Source organism: Enterobacter genomosp. S (assembly GCF_001631805.1).
GTDB lineage: Bacteria > Pseudomonadota > Gammaproteobacteria > Enterobacterales > Enterobacteriaceae > Enterobacter > Enterobacter quasihormaechei.
Genome location: NZ_LVVA01000018.1, coordinates 17,569 through 33,685 on the forward strand (window position 1 = coordinate 17,569; position 16,117 = coordinate 33,685).

Annotated in this window: 16 protein-coding genes; 1 reads left to right on the plus strand and 15 read right to left on the minus strand. The window is 53.1% G+C overall.

What is annotated here, in order from left to right:
- Positions 1 to 5: 5 nt before the first annotated feature.
- From rnhB to rpsB, 15 genes are all read right to left on the minus strand, one after another.
- Complete coding sequence (rnhB, locus tag A3466_RS11060; RefSeq protein WP_006810035.1) at positions 6 to 602, minus strand: ribonuclease HII; 597 nt, start codon at positions 600 to 602, stop codon at positions 6 to 8.
- On the minus strand, positions 599 to 1,747 hold the full coding sequence (lpxB, locus tag A3466_RS11065) for a lipid-A-disaccharide synthase (RefSeq protein ID WP_063450590.1): 1,149 nt from the start codon (positions 1,745 to 1,747) through the stop codon (positions 599 to 601). The genes rnhB and lpxB overlap by 4 nt, the downstream gene beginning before the upstream one ends.
- Positions 1,747 to 2,535, minus strand: coding sequence for an acyl-ACP--UDP-N-acetylglucosamine O-acyltransferase (gene lpxA, locus A3466_RS11070; RefSeq protein ID WP_063450591.1), 789 nt, complete (start codon positions 2,533 to 2,535; stop codon positions 1,747 to 1,749). Before lpxA ends, lpxB begins: the two co-directional genes overlap by 1 nt.
- Before the next feature lie 3 nt (positions 2,536 to 2,538).
- Complete coding sequence (gene fabZ, locus A3466_RS11075) at positions 2,539 to 2,994, minus strand: 3-hydroxyacyl-ACP dehydratase FabZ (protein WP_003856165.1); 456 nt, start codon at positions 2,992 to 2,994, stop codon at positions 2,539 to 2,541.
- 104 nt (positions 2,995 to 3,098) lie between these two features.
- Positions 3,099 to 4,124, minus strand: a complete 1,026-nt coding sequence (gene lpxD, locus A3466_RS11080) for a UDP-3-O-(3-hydroxymyristoyl)glucosamine N-acyltransferase (protein ID WP_063450592.1) — start codon at positions 4,122 to 4,124, stop codon at positions 3,099 to 3,101.
- 3 nt (positions 4,125 to 4,127) lie between these two features.
- The gene (gene skp, locus A3466_RS11085) at positions 4,128 to 4,622 is read right to left on the minus strand and encodes a molecular chaperone Skp (RefSeq protein ID WP_006810039.1); all 495 of its coding nucleotides are present in this window, start codon (positions 4,620 to 4,622) and stop codon (positions 4,128 to 4,130) included.
- 123 nt (positions 4,623 to 4,745) lie between these two features.
- A complete protein-coding gene (gene bamA / locus A3466_RS11090; RefSeq protein WP_063450593.1) occupies positions 4,746 to 7,163 on the minus strand; it encodes an outer membrane protein assembly factor BamA in 2,418 nt (805 codons plus the stop codon).
- 31 nt (positions 7,164 to 7,194) lie between these two features.
- Positions 7,195 to 8,547 carry a sigma E protease regulator RseP gene (gene rseP / locus A3466_RS11095; RefSeq protein WP_063450594.1) on the minus strand — a complete coding sequence of 451 codons (1,353 nt, stop codon included), beginning with the start codon at positions 8,545 to 8,547 and terminating at the stop codon, positions 7,195 to 7,197.
- Positions 8,548 to 8,558: 11 nt separating this feature from the next.
- The gene (gene cdsA, locus A3466_RS11100) at positions 8,559 to 9,416 is read right to left on the minus strand and encodes a phosphatidate cytidylyltransferase (RefSeq protein ID WP_063450595.1); all 858 of its coding nucleotides are present in this window, start codon (positions 9,414 to 9,416) and stop codon (positions 8,559 to 8,561) included.
- A gap of 12 nt (positions 9,417 to 9,428) precedes the next feature.
- Positions 9,429 to 10,187, minus strand: coding sequence for a (2E,6E)-farnesyl-diphosphate-specific ditrans,polycis-undecaprenyl-diphosphate synthase (gene ispU / locus A3466_RS11105; RefSeq protein ID WP_003856176.1), 759 nt, complete (start codon positions 10,185 to 10,187; stop codon positions 9,429 to 9,431).
- 185 nt (positions 10,188 to 10,372) lie between these two features.
- The gene (ispC, locus tag A3466_RS11110; protein ID WP_063450596.1) at positions 10,373 to 11,572 is read right to left on the minus strand and encodes a 1-deoxy-D-xylulose-5-phosphate reductoisomerase; all 1,200 of its coding nucleotides are present in this window, start codon (positions 11,570 to 11,572) and stop codon (positions 10,373 to 10,375) included.
- Between the two features lie 92 nt (positions 11,573 to 11,664).
- Positions 11,665 to 12,222, minus strand: a complete 558-nt coding sequence (gene frr / locus A3466_RS11115) for a ribosome recycling factor (protein WP_003856180.1) — start codon at positions 12,220 to 12,222, stop codon at positions 11,665 to 11,667.
- 167 nt (positions 12,223 to 12,389) lie between these two features.
- A complete protein-coding gene (gene pyrH / locus A3466_RS11120) occupies positions 12,390 to 13,115 on the minus strand; it encodes a UMP kinase (RefSeq protein WP_008501910.1) in 726 nt (241 codons plus the stop codon).
- Between the two features lie 149 nt (positions 13,116 to 13,264).
- A complete protein-coding gene (gene tsf / locus A3466_RS11125) occupies positions 13,265 to 14,116 on the minus strand; it encodes a translation elongation factor Ts (protein ID WP_006810044.1) in 852 nt (283 codons plus the stop codon).
- 117 nt (positions 14,117 to 14,233) lie between these two features.
- The gene (gene rpsB / locus A3466_RS11130) at positions 14,234 to 14,959 is read right to left on the minus strand and encodes a 30S ribosomal protein S2 (protein ID WP_003856207.1); all 726 of its coding nucleotides are present in this window, start codon (positions 14,957 to 14,959) and stop codon (positions 14,234 to 14,236) included.
- Positions 14,960 to 15,280: 321 nt separating this feature from the next.
- Here rpsB and map point away from each other — a divergent pair, with 321 nt between their 5' ends.
- Positions 15,281 to 16,075: a type I methionyl aminopeptidase gene (map, locus tag A3466_RS11135; RefSeq protein WP_022647104.1), complete on the plus strand. Its 795-nt coding sequence runs from the start codon at positions 15,281 to 15,283 to the stop codon at positions 16,073 to 16,075.
- Positions 16,076 to 16,117: the final 42 nt, after the last annotated feature.

Genomic DNA, 16,117 nt, shown 5'->3' on the forward strand with positions numbered 1-16,117 from the left:
TTGATTCAGGACACCAGTCCCAGCGCGCGTTTCACCGGGCCAAAACTGCGCCGATGATGTTCAGTTGCGCCATGTTCAGCCAGCTTTTCCAGATGGAAAGCTGTTGGATATCCCTTATGCTGGGCGAAACCATACGCGGGATAGGTGAGGTCCAGCGCGGCCATTTCGGCGTCGCGCGTCACTTTGGCAATGATTGACGCCGCGCTGATTTCTGCGACGCGGCTATCGCCTTTAACAACAGCCATTGAAGGCATCGGCAGCGCCGGGCAACGGTTACCGTCAATCAGCACATACTCGGGCACAATCTTCAGGCCCGCAACGGCACGCTGCATCGCCAGCATAGTGGCATGCAGAATGTTCAGGTCGTCGATCTCTTCCGGCTCTGCGCGCCCGAGACTCCAGGCCAGCGCCTTCTCTTTAATTTCATCGAACAGCGCCAGGCGACGCTTTTCGCTCAGTTTTTTCGAGTCGTTCAGGCCCACGATCGGGCGGGCGGGATCGAGGATCACCGCCGCGGTCACGACCGCGCCCACCAGCGGGCCACGGCCGACTTCATCCACACCGGCAACAAGGTGGGTATGGGGATAGATAAATTCCATCATTGTGCTAACTCCAGCACCGCATCGGCTGCCTGCTCATCAGCATTACAGCGGATCAGTTGATGGAGTTCACGGAACGTATCGTGCATCTGGTGGCTGGTTTTACCGTTGGCCAGCAGCGGCAGTAATGCATCAGCCAGTGCCTGCGGCTGACATTCATCCTGCAAGAGCTCTTTCACCAGCTCGCGACCCGCAAGCAGGTTTGGCAGAGATACGTAATCTGTTTTTACCAGACGTTTTGCCAGCCAGAAGGTAAACGGCTTCATGCGATAACCGACCACCATCGGGCATTTCGCCAGCATACACTCCAGCGCTGCCGTGCCGGAAGCCAGCAGTGCGGCATCGCTAGCATACATGGCCTCACGCCCTTTCCCGTCGAGAAGACGAACGTGAAGATCCGGGGCAACGTCGGCTTTGATACGCTCGAACTGCTCGCGGCGTTTGGCATTCACCAGCGGCACAACCACTTCAAGATCGGGATAGGTCTGGCGAAGAATCTGCGCGGTCTTCAGGAAATCAGCGCTCAGCATCTCGACCTCTGCGCCACGGCTGCCCGGCAGCAGCGCCAGACAGTGCACATCATGCGGGATGCCCAGCGCGTCGCGCGCCGCGTTTTTATCCGGATCCAGCGGCATGGCATCCGCCATGGTATGGCCGATAAAACGACACGGGACGTTAAATCTGTCGTAAAACGCTTTTTCGAAAGGCAGAAAAGCCAACACCAGATTGGTGGACCGTCCGATTTTGAAAACGCGTTTCTGTCGCCACGCCCAGACGGACGGACTGACGTAATGGATAGTTTTGATACCCTGCTTTTTCAGGTTCCCTTCAAGGGTAATATTGAAATCAGGCGCATCAATACCGACAAACACATCGGGTTTGAGGTCGGTAAAACGGCGGGTAAGATCGGCGCGAATATGTAGCAGGCGACGCAGGCGACCCAGCACTTCGACGATGCCCATCACGGCCAGTTCTTCCATTTCGTACCAGGCTTCACAGCCCTCGGCCTGCATCAGCGGGCCAGCCACGCCAACAAAGCGGGCGTTGGGTACGCGGGCTTTCAGCGCGCGGATAAGACCTGCACCAAGAATATCGCCGGAGGTTTCTCCGGCGACCAGGGCGATGGTAAGCGGACGACTGTCGACCATTAACGAATCAGACCACGCGTGGAACGTTCAAAGAATTCCATGAACGCTTTCACTTCATCGTGCTTATTCGCCAGTTCGGCAATTTCCGGCTTCGCCTCTTCCAGCGTTTTACCGCTACGGTACAGCAATTTGTACGCGTTGCGGATCGCTGTAATCGCTTCGCGGCTGAAGCCACGACGCTTGAGGCCTTCGATGTTCACGCCAAACGGCGTGGCATGGTTGCCCTGCGCAATCACAAACGGTGGGACGTCCTGCGCCACACCGGAGCATCCGCCAACCATCACGTGTGCACCAATGATGCAGAACTGATGGACTGCGGTCATGCCGCCGATAATTGCGAAGTCATCAACCGATACGTGTCCCGCCAGCGTTGCGTTGTTGGCGAGAATACAGCGGTCACCCACGGAACAGTCATGTGCAATATGCGCATTAACCATAAACAGGTTGTCGCTGCCCACCTTCGTCAATCCACCGCCTTGCGTTGTACCACGATGAATGGTGACGCTTTCGCGAATGCGGTTACGATCGCCGATTTCCACACGGGTCGGTTCGCCAGCATACTTAAGATCCTGGTTAACTTCGCCGATGGAGGCGAACTGATAGAGCTCATTGTTGCAGCCAATGGTCGTATGACCATTCACCACAACGTGAGATTTCAGTACTGTACCCTCACCAATTTCGACTTGGGGTCCAACGATACAAAACGGGCCAATGTGGACGTTTGCGCCAATAATGGCACCCGTTTCCACAATAGCGGTAGGATGAATAAAGGCGGATTTATCAATCACGTATCAGGCCTCCCGGCTACGCGCACACATCATTGTCGCTTCGCAAACAACTTTGCCGTCAACCATAGCTACGCCTTTAAAGCGAGTCAGGCCGCGACGCGTTTTTTCAAAAGTGACTTCCATGATCATTTGATCACCAGGCACGACCGGACGCTTGAAGCGCGCTTCATCGATACCCGCGAAGTAATAGAGTTCACCCGGCTCCAGTTTACCTACGCTTTTAAACGCCAGAATACCAGTAGCCTGTGCCATCGCTTCCAGGATCAACACACCCGGGAAGATAGGCTTACCAGGGAAGTGCCCCTGGAAGAACGGCTCGTTAACGGAGACATTTTTCACTGCGCGCAGAAAACGACCTTCTTCAAAATCCAGCACACGGTCTACCAGCAAAAACGGGTAGCGGTGCGGCAGAAGTTCTAAAATCTCTTCAATATGCAGAGTATGAGTGTCAGTAGTCAAAATACTCTTCCTGTCAAATGTACTAAGTAGCAATAATAACACGGCCTGCCGGTTTATAAACAAAGCCGACAGGCCGGGAAATTTAGCGTTAAACGGATGAACGCTTAGTCTTGTTGATCGATTTTGCGCTCAATCGCTTTGAGTCGCTTGCTCATATCATCAATATTCATCACCAGAGCAGCTGTTTTACGCCAGACCTTGTTCGGTTGCAGCGGAATACCCGAGGAGTAAACGCCGGGCTCAGTGATGGGACGCATCACCATGCCCATCCCCGTCACCGTGACTTTGTCGCATATTTCCATATGGCCATTGATCACGCTGGCACCACCAATCATGCAGTAGCGGCCAATTTTCAGGCTGCCTGCCATGATAACACCACCCGCAACTGCGGTATTGTCGCCAATCACAACGTTATGTGCAATCTGGCACTGGTTATCAATGATAACACCGTTACCAATAATGGTGTCGTCAAGCGCACCACGGTCAATGGTTGTGCACGCGCCGATCTCAACGCGATCGCCAATAATTACGCGACCCAGCTGAGGGATCTTAACCCAGTTACCCCGATCGTTGGCGTAACCAAATCCATCAGAACCAATCACCGTGCTGGACTGAACGAGACAATGCTCGCCAATCTCAACCTCATGGTAGACAGAAACATTGGCCCACAGACGAGTCCCTGCACCAATTTTCGTATTTTTTCCAACAAAGCAGCCAGGGCCAATCACCACGTTATCGCCCAGCACAACGCCGGACTCGATAACGGCGTTTGCGCCGACTGCTACGTTGTTACCCAGCTGCGCCGTCGGATCAATCACAGCACTGGCTGCAATGTTCTGTGCCGGCTGCGGCGTGGTATCAAGAATTTGGGCCATACGTGCATACGTCAGATAGGGATTTTTCACTACCAGCGCAGCGCAAGCGGCAAACGGAAGATCGTCCTGCGTCAGAACAACGGCAGACGCCTGGCACTGGGCCAGGTGTTCACGGTACTTAGGGCTTACCATGAAGGTAATAGTGCCTGCTTTAGCTGATTGCATGGACGCAACAGCGGTGATGACGATATCGCCATCACCGTGTAATTCTGCATCCAACTGCTGAGCTAAATCAGCCAGTCGAATTGAAGGCATTACTTATTTAACCTGTTTCAGAACATCAGCGGTGATGTCTTTAACATCGCTGCTGTTGAATGCAACGGCGTTCGCATCAACAACCAGATCGATGCTCTGATCGGCTGCTACTGCTTTAACGGCAGACTGAATGCGAGTCACCAGCTTGCCACGCTCTTCGTTAGAACGACGCTGACGATCCTGCTCGAAAGCCTGCGCTTTCTGAGAGAAGGTCTGGCGCTGAGACATGACGTCTTTTTCCAGTTTGCTGCGCTCGCTCGCTTTCATGGTAGAACCATCACGCTGTAAACGCTGCATCTTGGACTGAAGATCACCTTCCATACGTTGCAGTTCGCTCGCACGGCCTTTGAATTCGTTTTCCAGGGTTGCAGAAACACCGGTTTTCTGCGCGACCTGCTGGAACAAATTACCCATGTTGACGATTGCAATTTTATCCGCTGCCTGAGCAGAAGTTGCCATCGCTAAACCGAGACCTGCAGCTAATAACCACTTTTTCACAATTAACTCCTTACCATCCCATTGGCACCCGTGGGGTACCGTTCTTTGCGTGGCAAGGCGACCGTTTTACCGATCGCCGGTTGTCAGCGCTACACTGCCAACGCATTCCATTGCAGCGGATTATTACCAGGTTTTACCAATGTTAAACTGGAACTGCTCCGCTTTGTCTCCATCGTATTTCTTAAACGGCTGGGCGTAAGAGAAGACCAACGGCCCCAGCGGTGACATCCATTGTAATGCGATACCTGCGGACATGCGAATGTTGCCCGGATCGCTATAGTCCGGAACGCCCGCTGCACGCATCTGAGCGGTGTTCTCCCAGTTGGTATCCCACACCGTACCTGCATCCATAAAGAAGGAGGTACGGACAGAGTTCGCGTACTTATCGCTGATAAACGGCGTAGGCGTGATGAACTCAAGGCTCGCCACGGCCATGGCGTTACCGCCTACCGCATCATCAGAGCTACAGACCTGTTTTGGATCGCGGCTTGCGCAGTTATCTTCGTCATTACCGCCGTAGTAAACTGCTTTCGGACCAATGTTATTGGACTGGAAGCCACGAACAGTGCTTGAACCACCGGCGTAGAAGTTCTCATAGAACGGCAGCTCTTTGCTTCCGATACCGTCACCATAGCCCCAGCGTGTACGACCCAGGACGACCCACTTGTGGTCGTCATCAATTGGGAAGTAGGACGCCGTATCCAGCGTGACCTTATAGAACTCGTTATCGGAGCCCGGGATCGTCACTTTACCGTTCAGGTTGACGCGTGAACCTTCCGTTGGGAAGAAGCCACGGTCAAGACGGTTGTAGGTCCAACCGTAGTTGAAGGTGAAGTCATCCGCAGCGAAACCGTTGTCATCGCTGGACGTACTCGCCGACTGACCGATGGAGTCCAGATAACGCCACATCGCCACCTGCGGTTGCATGTTGGACAGGTCGTTATGCACGTATCCTAAACCTGCACGCAGGGTGTTGTATTCGTTAACCGGGAAGCCGAGCGTACCATCCAGACCGTAACTCTTGTTGGTATACGAGGAGAGGTCCGCGTCGTCCGCTTTAAAGTCGTTATAGAAGATACGACCGCCCAGGCTTACACCGTCAACGGTGAAGTATGGGTTAGTTACGGAGAACTCAGAATAGGTCTGGTAGTCGTTTTTCGTCCCGTTGATCCCGACAGAGTAGCCTGTACCCAGCCAGTTATCCTGCTGAACGCCAACCTGGAAGCTCACGCCACTTTCAGTACCGTAACCAATACCAAAGTTGAAGCTACCGGTATTACGTTCTTTAACTTTATAAACAACATCAACCTGATCCGGACGGCCCGGTACACGCTGCGTATCGGTATCAACCGTTTCGAAGTAGCCCAGACGGTTCAGACGTTCTTTACCCTGGTCTACCAGATCGCTTCCCAGCCATGCCCCTTCCATCTGGCGCATTTCACGGCGCAGAACGGAATCTTTGGAGGTGTCGTTACCTTCGAAGCGGATCTTACGCACGTAGAAACGGTTGCCCGCATCAACGTTAACGTGAAGCTTAACGGTTTTATCCGTGTCGTTAATTTCCGGCTGCGTTTGCACGCGCGGATACGCATAACCATAACGACCAAGCAGCTTCTTAATGCTGTCTTCCATTTTGGTGACTTTAGAACCGCTGTACAGATCGCCCGGCTGAATTTTGGTCAAAGATTCAATTTCAGCTGAATGCCCTGCCAGGTTGCCGCTGACTTCTACACCCGAAAGCGTGTACTTATCGCCTTCTGTGATGTTAACGGTAATGTAGATACCTTTCTTGTCCGGAGTCAGACTCACCTGAGTTGAATCGATGTTGAAACGGGCGTAACCGCGATCCAGGTAGTAGCTGCGCAGGGTTTCAAGGTCACCCGCCAGCTTCTGTTTCTGGTATTTACGATCGCCCACCACGTTCCACCACGGCACTTCGTCACGCAGCTGGAAGTTGGAGATCAGTTCGTCGGTGCTGAAGGCGTGGTTACCCACGATGTTGATCTGCTGGATCTTCGCAGAAACACCTTCCTGGAAGACCAGCTTCAGGTCAACGCGGTTACGCGGCAGCGGAGTGACAACCGCTTTCACGCTCGCGCTGTACTTACCGACGCTGTAGTAGAAGTCTTCCAGACCTTTTTCAATGTCTGCAAGCGTTGTGCGGTCCAGAGATTCCCCCACACGAACACCCGATGCCTCAAGGTTCTGCTTGAGCATGTCATCTTTCACCGACTTGTTACCGGAGAAAGTGATGCTGGCAATCGTTGGACGTTCTTTTACCTGAACCACCAGCGTATCACCATCGCGCAGGACGCGGACGTCCTCAAAGTTGCCGGTGGCAAACAGAGCACGGATGGTGTTACTGATATCTTCATCATTAACCGTATCGCCGGGGCGCACAGGCATACTGAGGAGGGCCGCACCAACGGCGACACGCTGAAGGCCTTCGAAATGAATATCTTTCACTACGAACCCGTCAGCACCGTATACGGTCGCGCTGCTAAACAGCAGCGACGCTATGAGCAACTTTTTCATCGCCATCGTTATTATGCGTTCTTCCTAACTAACTCTCTTACAACCGAGAGAAATCATTGAAAAGTGCAAGCCCCATTAACAGCACCAGCAAAATCGAGCCAATGCGATAACTAAAGTCTTGAACTCGCTCGGATACCGGTCCGCCTTTTAGCTTTTCAATCGCTAAAAACAGCAGATGGCCCCCATCTAATACGGGAAGCGGGAACAGGTTGATTATCCCCAGGTTCACGCTAATCAGCGCAAGGAACATGAGATAGTAAATCACCCCGAACTCCGCTGACATCCCAGCCCCTTGAGCAATCGAAATTGGCCCACTGAGGTTGTTCAGTTTGACATCACCGGTTATCAATTTCCCCAACATGTTGACCGTTAGCTTCATCAGCTGCCATGTTTTATCCGTGGCCTCAACGATGGCGCTAAACGGCCCATACTGGCGTATTGTCTTGTACTCATCTGGCAGTGGGATCACTTTCGGCACAACGCCGGCAAACCCTTCCGCCTTACCGCCGCCCGATTTGGTATCCGGGGTGAGGGTCAGCGAGAGCGAACTCCCCTGCCTTTCCACTTCCAGCGCGAGCGGCGTGCCTGGATTATCGCGCACCAGAGTAACAAAGGTCATCCATTGTGTTAATGGTTGACCATCGACTTTAACGATCCTGTCACCCGCTTGTAAACCTGCTTTACTTGCCGCCGAATGAGACTGTACTTCGGCTAACACCGGCTCGATCTGCGCGCCGCGCGGGCGAATCCCCAGAGCGGCGACGGGATCTTCTTTATCAGGCTCAAAGCGCCAGTGGCGTAAATCCAGCACTTTTTCCTGCCGCTGGTCGGAACCAAAAGGCGATACGCTGACGGTTGTCTGCTCATCACCGATTTTGGCGACCAGTTGTAACCTCACGGCATCCCAATCAGGGGTTTCGATACCATCAATCGCTTTAAGTTCCATTCCCGGTGCAATTTGCGCTGTTGCCGCAATGGAACCCGTGGTGATTTCGCCCACAACCGGGCGCACGCCAGGCACGCCGATGATAAACACCAGCCAGTAGGCAAAGATAGCGAAGATGAAATTGGCTACCGGGCCGGCAGCGATGATGGCAGCACGTTGTCCAACCGTTTTGTTGTTAAACGCGCTATGTCGAAGTTCTGGGGCGACGGGCTCAACGCGTTCGTCGAGCATTTTGACGTAGCCGCCCAGGGGAATCAGAGCAATGACAAACTCGGTGCCATGCTTATCGGTGCGCTTCCAGAGCGATTTGCCAAAGCCAATCGAGAATCGCTCTACCCGCACACCACAGCGCCGGGCAACCCAGAAATGGCCAAATTCATGCACGGTAATCAGTACACCCAGTGCAACAATGAACGCCGCCAGATTCCAGAGAATGCTCAGCATAAAACCTTCCGTTATATCGTCCCAAACACCAGTAAAAGCAGGCAAGCAAACACTGGAACAGCCGCTGTCAGGCTGTCAATGCGATCCAGTATTCCGCCGTGTCCTGGAATCAGGTGACCACTGTCCTTAATCCCTGCTTCACGCTTAAACATACTCTCGGTTAAATCACCCAGTACCGATGCCAGCGCCGCGAAAATCGAACATATCAGCAGCGTTGAGGGGGCAACCTCAAGATTCGCCCAGACGCCATAGCCCCAGGAGATGATCGCCGCCGTAAACAGGCCGCCGATGAAGCCTTGCCAGGTTTTACCTGGGGAAACTTTTGGCGCCAGCTTATGTTTGCCAAACAGTTTACCAAACATATAGGCCCCGGAGTCAGCCCCCCAGACGAGAATCATGACATAAAGCAGCCATATCGCGCCGCTGTAGTGGTTTTCGTCGTAGTGCCAGGCGCGCAGCGCCACCATTCCCCAGAAAAACGGAACGATGGTGAGCAGGCCAAAAATAAGGCGCAACACTTTAGAGTTACGCCAGATTGCCGCAGAGCCCGGATAGAAAAGCACTAAAACAAGCGCAGCAATCCACCACGCCAGCGATAACCATAAGGATCCGGCCACCAGCGGCTGGTGAACGTCGTGATGGTATGCAGGCAAGGTATACAGCATCAGGGCCAGTAAAAAACCACAGAGTACCGCCAGCCATACCCGCTGAGTGCGCGAGGTAAAGCCGCTAAGCTGCCCCCATTCCCACGCGGCGAGCATACACACCACCAGCGTAACAATAGCGAATCCCACCGGAGGCAGTAAAAACAGCGCTGCGATAACGACGGGTATTAATACAAAAGCGGAAATCAGGCGATACTTCAGCAAAAGCTACCCCCATCAGGCGTTATCGCCACCAGGCTCGGTGCCGCCGAAACGACGCTCTCGATTGGCAAAGGCATGCAGCGCACCTTCAAAGTCTTGTTCATCAAAATCTGGCCAAAGAACATCCGTAAAGTAAAGTTCGGCGTAGGCAATTTGCCACAGCAAAAAGTTACTTATGCGATGCTCCCCCCCTGTCCTTATAACCAAATCCACGGGTGCCAGTTCATTCATGCAGATTTGCTGACTCAGCGCCTCTTCATCAATCTGGTCGGGTCTTAGCAGCCCTTCCTGAACCTGCTCAGCCAAATGCCGAACCCCCTGGATAATATCCCAGCGTCCGCCGTAATTCGCCGCGATATTGAGCGTCAGGCCGGTATTATTTTCCGTCAGCGCTTCTGCTTTGCGAATCCGTTCCTGTAGACGTGAGTTGAAACGACTGGTTTCGCCAATAATACGCAGGCGGACGTTGTGGCGGTGCAGGCTTTTTACTTCGCTATCGAGCGCCCACACAAACAGTTCCATCAACGCAGTCACTTCCTGCGCAGGTCGATTCCAGTTTTCACTACTAAAAGCATAGAGCGTTAACGCATCAATGCCGTTATTGGCGGCAAAAGAAACGGCGCGGCGAACAGATTTCGCCCCAGCTTTATGCCCAAAGGCTCGTATCTTCCCTTGTCTTTTCGCCCAGCGGCCATTGCCATCCATGATGATTGCAACATGGCGACAGCCATGTGCTGGCAAGTTTTCGCTTATTGGTTGATTCGCAGACAACATAACGCGTTTTTAGTCCCTGAAAGGATTTAACGGTACACAGGAATACTGAAGCCTATACATAAAAAAGCCGTGTCAAACCACGGCTTACCTGACCACTTAAAGCCAAATACCTGCGATCAGGTGGCGCAGACTATATCACTGAAGCCCAACGCTAACAAATAGCACGACGACTAGTGCTTGCTTTATCACCAGCTTGCGAGACGTGTCACCTGTTTACGCGCAACAATGCGTGCCTGTGCATCTACGGCCAGCACCTCTTCCACACTTTGTGGCTCACGCAGATCCATCATCTCCAGCACGGTTAAATTCAACGCGGCGATATCAGTAAAGCGGATCTGCTGATTCAGAAAGGCTTCAACGGTCACTTCATTGGCTGCATTAAGCGCTGTTGTCGCCGCCTGCCCCTGATCGAACGCCGTCATCGCCAGCTTCAGGCACGGATATCGGTCGTAATCCGGCTCGCTAAACGTCAGTGAACTCAGCTTGCAAAAGTCGAGCGGCTTTACGCCGGATTTCACGCGGTTTGGCCACGCCATCGAATGAGCAATAGGCGTACGCATATCCGGCTCGCCCAACTGCGCCAGCACGCTGCCGTCCTGATAGCGCACCATTGAGTGAATCACCGACTGCGGGTGGATCAGCACTTCCATCTGTTTCGCCGACGCGTTAAACAGCCAGCGAGCTTCAATGTATTCCAGACCTTTATTCATCATGGTGGCCGAATCGACGGAGATCTTACGCCCCATCGACCAGTTCGGATGGCGACACGCCTGATCCGGCGTCATTGCGCGCAGTTCAGACAGTGGCGTTTCACGGAACGGGCCACCAGACCCGGTAAGCAGAATCGACACAACCCCATTCTGCTCGAGGTCAGCGTACCCCAGGTTCTGCTGAAAAGGTTGAGGCAAACTCTGAAAAATCGCGTTGTGCTCGCTATCGACCGGCAATAGACGCGCCCCACGCTGTTTTACCGCCTCCATAAACAGGCGTCCGCAGGTAACCAGCGACTCTTTGTTCGCGAGCAGGACATCTTTTCCCGCATCAATAGCGGCAAGCGTCGGCAGAAGACCCGCCGCCCCGACGATTGCCGCCATCACCTGATCAACCTCATCCAGCGCCGCCATATCGCAGGCCGCCTGTTGCCCGCTGAGCACCTCGGTACGGCTGCCCTTTTCCAGTAACAGCGCTTTCACCTGCCGGGCGCTCTCTTCATCATCCATCACCGCAAAACGGGGGGTAAACTCCAGACACTGCTCGACCATTCGCTGCACGTTTTTTCCGGCCACGAGAGCGGTCACGGTATAGCTGTCAGGGTTATGACGAACAACGTCGAGAGTGCTGCAACCGATAGAGCCAGTCGAGCCGAGGAGAGTGAGATGCTTCATGAGATGCCCAAAAGTTAGACCAGATAAAAGCAAAACGCCGCCAGCAAGACTCAATGTCCTTCTGAACGGCGTTTATCAGTGTACAGCGAAAATCAGAACTGCATCAGTTCCGCTTCTTTTTCTGCCAGCGCCGCATCAATTTTCTTGATCGCCGCGTCGGTCATTTTCTGAATGTCGTCCTGGGAACGACGATCGTCGTCTTCGCTGATCTCTTTTTCTTTCAGCAGCGCTTTCACTTTATCGTTCGCATCGCGACGCACGTTACGTACGGAAACGCGCCCCTGCTCAGCTTCACCACGCACGACTTTGATCAGGTCTTTACGACGCTCTTCCGTCAGCGGAGGCAGTGGAACGCGAATGTCCGCGCCCGCTGAGCTTGGGTTCAGACCCAGGTCAGATGCCATAATAGCTTTTTCAACGGCCGGGCTCATCGAGCGATCGAACACGTTGATTTTCAGGGTACGGGTATCTTCTACCGTCACGCTCGCCAGCTGACGCAGTGGCGTTGGCGTACCGTAGTATTCTACGATGATGCCATCCAGCAGGCTTGGGGAAGCACGGCCAGTACGGATTTTGCTGATTTGGTTTTTGAACGCTTCTACGCATTTGTCCATGCGTACTTCAGCATCTTTTCTGATGTCGTTAATCACGTTACGAATCCTTGAAAACTTGTCTCAGGCAGACTATCCGCCAGCACAGCGCTACAGGTGTGCTAAGTATAGTCGCGTTTAAATCATGACAGCGCCAAAGGCGCGTCCAGGTAAGATACCACTACAAAGTAAAGCGGAATCTTACCTGTATTTATCGTCGACGGAAATTATTCCGTGATCAAAGTGCCTTCTTTTTCGCCCATAACAACGCGACGCAGCGCGCCAGGCTTGTTCATGTTGAAGACACGAATCGGCAGTTTGTGGTCACGAGCCAGCGTAAAGGCGGCAAGATCCATCACTTTCAGCTCTTTATCCAGCACTTCGCTGTAGCTCAGCTGATCGTACATGGTCGCAGACGGATCTTTTGCCGGATCGGCAGTAAACACGCCATCCACTTTGGTCGCTTTCAGCACCACATCGGCTTCGATTTCGATACCGCGCAGGCAGGCAGCGGAATCGGTGGTAAAGAACGGGTTACCCGTACCGGCGGAGAGGATCACCACGCGGTTATTGCGCAGCAGGCTGATGGCCTCTGCCCAGCTGTAGTTATCGCATACGCCATTCAAAGGAATCGCGGACATCAGGCGAGCGTTCACATAGGCGCGATGAAGCGCATCACGCATCGCCAGGCCATTCATCACGGTTGCCAGCATACCCATGTGGTCGCCCACAACGCGGTTCATCCCCGCTTTCGCCAGACCAGCACCACGGAAAAGGTTGCCACCGCCAATGACCACGCCAACCTGAATACCCAGTTCGACCAGTTCTTTGATTTCCTGTGCCATGCGATCAAGGATGCTTGCGTCAATACCGAAGCCTTCCGATCCTTGCAGCGCTTCGCCACTCAGCTTAAGCAGAATGCGTTTGTACACGGGTTTTGCATTGGTAGCCATGTTTCTTTCCTGAGACTGTCAACGATTAAGATGGGGTTAATTCTGGCGACATGATATGTCGCATATCAGCACAGCGATACTGGAGCCTGTCTGATTTCGTGAGACGGGTGACAAAAAGAAGCCGCCCTCAGGCGGCTCCTTTTGCATCATTAAGACTGCTTGGACATTGCAGCAACTTCTGCTGCGAAGTCAGTCTCAACTTTCTCGATGCCTTCGCCCACTTCGAAGCGGATGAAGCCAGTCACGTCAGCGTTGTGCTCTTTCAGCAGCTGAGCAACAGACTTGCTTGGATCCATAACGAAAGGCTGGCCAGTCAGAGAAACTTCGCCGGTGAATTTCTTCATGCGGCCTTCAACCATTTTCTCTGCGATTTCTTTTGGCTTACCGGACTGCATCGCGATGTCCAGCTGAACCTGGTACTCTTTCTCTACCACTTCAGCAGACACGTCTTCTGGCTTAACGAATTCTGGCTTGCTTGCAGCGATGTGCATTGCCAGCTGCTTAACCAGCTCTTCGTCAGCGCCTTTAGCCGCAACCAGAACACCGATACGCGCGCCGTGCTGGTAAGAGCCCAGAACGTCACCTTCCAGGGAAGCAACGCGACGGATGTTGATGTTCTCACCGATCTTAGCAACCAGCGCAACACGCTCTTCTTCAAACTGTGCTTTCAGTACTTCAACGTCAGTGATTTTGCCTGCAACCGCTGCGTCCAGAACTTTGTTAGCAAATGCCTGGAAACCAGCATCTTTAGCAACGAAGTCAGTCTGGCAGTTAACTTCCAGAATGATGCCGTAGGTGCCGTCGATTTTGGTGATGATCACGCCGTCAGCAGCCACGTTGCCTGCTTTCTTAGCTGCTTTGATCGCACCGGATTTACGCATGTTTTCGATTGCCAGCTCGATGTCGCCGTTCGCTTCGGTCAGCGCTTTTTTGCAATCCATCATGCCTGCGCCAGTACGCTCACGCAGCTCTTTTACCAGGGATGCGGTAATTTCAGCCATTCTTAAATCCTCGGGAGATGTGAACTGCCCGGCCGGGAGCCAAACAGTATAAATTGAAAAAAGGGGCCGATAATGGGCCCCTATTCATACACGGTACTAATAAGGGGTAAAACCTTATTATTCAGCTTCTACGAAGCTTTCTTCCGCCTGAGAAGCCAGATCCTGGGAACGGCCTTCACGAACGGTAGCAGCTACAGCGCTCAGGTACAGGCTAACAGCACGGATTGCGTCGTCGTTACCCGGGATAACGAAGTCAACACCGTCCGGATCGGAGTTGGTATCAACGATAGCGAATACCGGGATACCCAGGTTGTTAGCTTCTTTGATGGCGATGTGCTCGTGGTCTGCATCGATTACGAACAGCGCGTCTGGCAGGCCGCCCATATCTTTGATACCGCCCAGGCTGTTTTCCAGCTTGTCCAGCTCACGAGTGCGCATCAGCGCTTCTTTCTTAGTCAGCTTATCGAAAGTACCGTCCTGAGACTGGGTTTCCAGATCTTTCAGGCGCTTGATGGACTGACGAACAGTTTTCCAGTTGGTCAGCATGCCGCCCAACCAGCGATGGTTCACGAAGAACTGATCGCAGCTGTTAGCAGCATCTTTCACAGCTTCGCTTGCAGCGCGCTTGGTACCAACGAACAGAATCTTACCTTTACGGGAAGAGATCTTGTTCAGCTCAGCCAGGGCTTCGTTGAACATTGGTACAGTTTTCTCAAGGTTGATGATGTGAACTTTGTTACGCGCGCCGAAGATGAAAGGCTTCATTTTCGGGTTCCAGTAACGGGTCTGGTGACCGAAGTGAACACCAGCCTTGAGCATGTCGCGCATGGAAACAGTTGCCATGTTTAAAACCTCTATATTAAAAGTTGGGGTTATGCCTCCACGTATCCCATATTACCGACCCCGAAGGGCACCCCGGAATATGTGCCGATACGTGTGTGTTGTTACACAAAGTGAGATTTGTCGCTCCCGTCCAGCCTGTGTATCTGAGATGGATCGGAAGTCCGGCGCGCTTTATACCATAAAACACGGTCGGAAACCAATAGTTGTTGGCTGAGTGTGCTGTTAATGATTCTCAATTTGGCACGGGGTGCGCCTGACTGATACCATTGACAACACTTACACTAGTATTGTCGAAAAAATCGACACCGATGGACAGATTACATGGCTATCTCTATTAAGACACCTGAAGAAATTGAAAAGATGCGCGTCGCCGGTCGTCTGGCCGCGGACGTGCTGGAAATGATCGAACCGTTTGTGAAACCGGGCGTCAGCACTGGCGAACTGGATCGCATCTGTAACGACTATATCGTCAACGAGCAGCACGCGGTCTCCGCCTGCCTGGGCTATCACGGTTTCCCGAAATCCGTCTGCATTTCTATCAATGAAGTGGTTTGCCACGGCATCCCGGATGACGAGAAATTGCTGAAAGATGGCGACATCGTCAACATCGACGTGACCGTCATTAAAGACGATTACCACGGTGACACCTCTAAGATGTTCATCGTTGGCAAGCCAACCATTCTGGGTGAGCGCCTGTGCAAGGTCACCCAGGACAGCCTCTACCTGGCGCTGAAGATGGTGAAGCCGGGCATCCGCCTGCGCACTATCGGCGCGGCAATTCAGAAGTTCGTGGAAGCAGAAGGTTTCTCCGTGGTGCGCGAATACTGCGGTCACGGCATTGGCCGCGTATTCCACGAAGAGCCGCAGGTACTGCATTACGATGCTGACGACGGCGGCGTGGTCCTGCAAAAAGGCATGACCTTCACCATCGAGCCAATGGTCAACGCGGGCGATTACCGCATCCGCACCATGAAAGATGGCTGGACGGTAAAAACCAAGGACAGAAGCTTGTCGGCCCAGTACGAGCATACTATTGTGGTAACAGACAACGGCTGCGAAATTATGACGTTGCGCAAGGATGACACCATCCCGGCGATACTGACGAACATTGAGTGATAAAAAGCCGGCGAATGCCGGCTTTTTTAATGGCGATAGCTT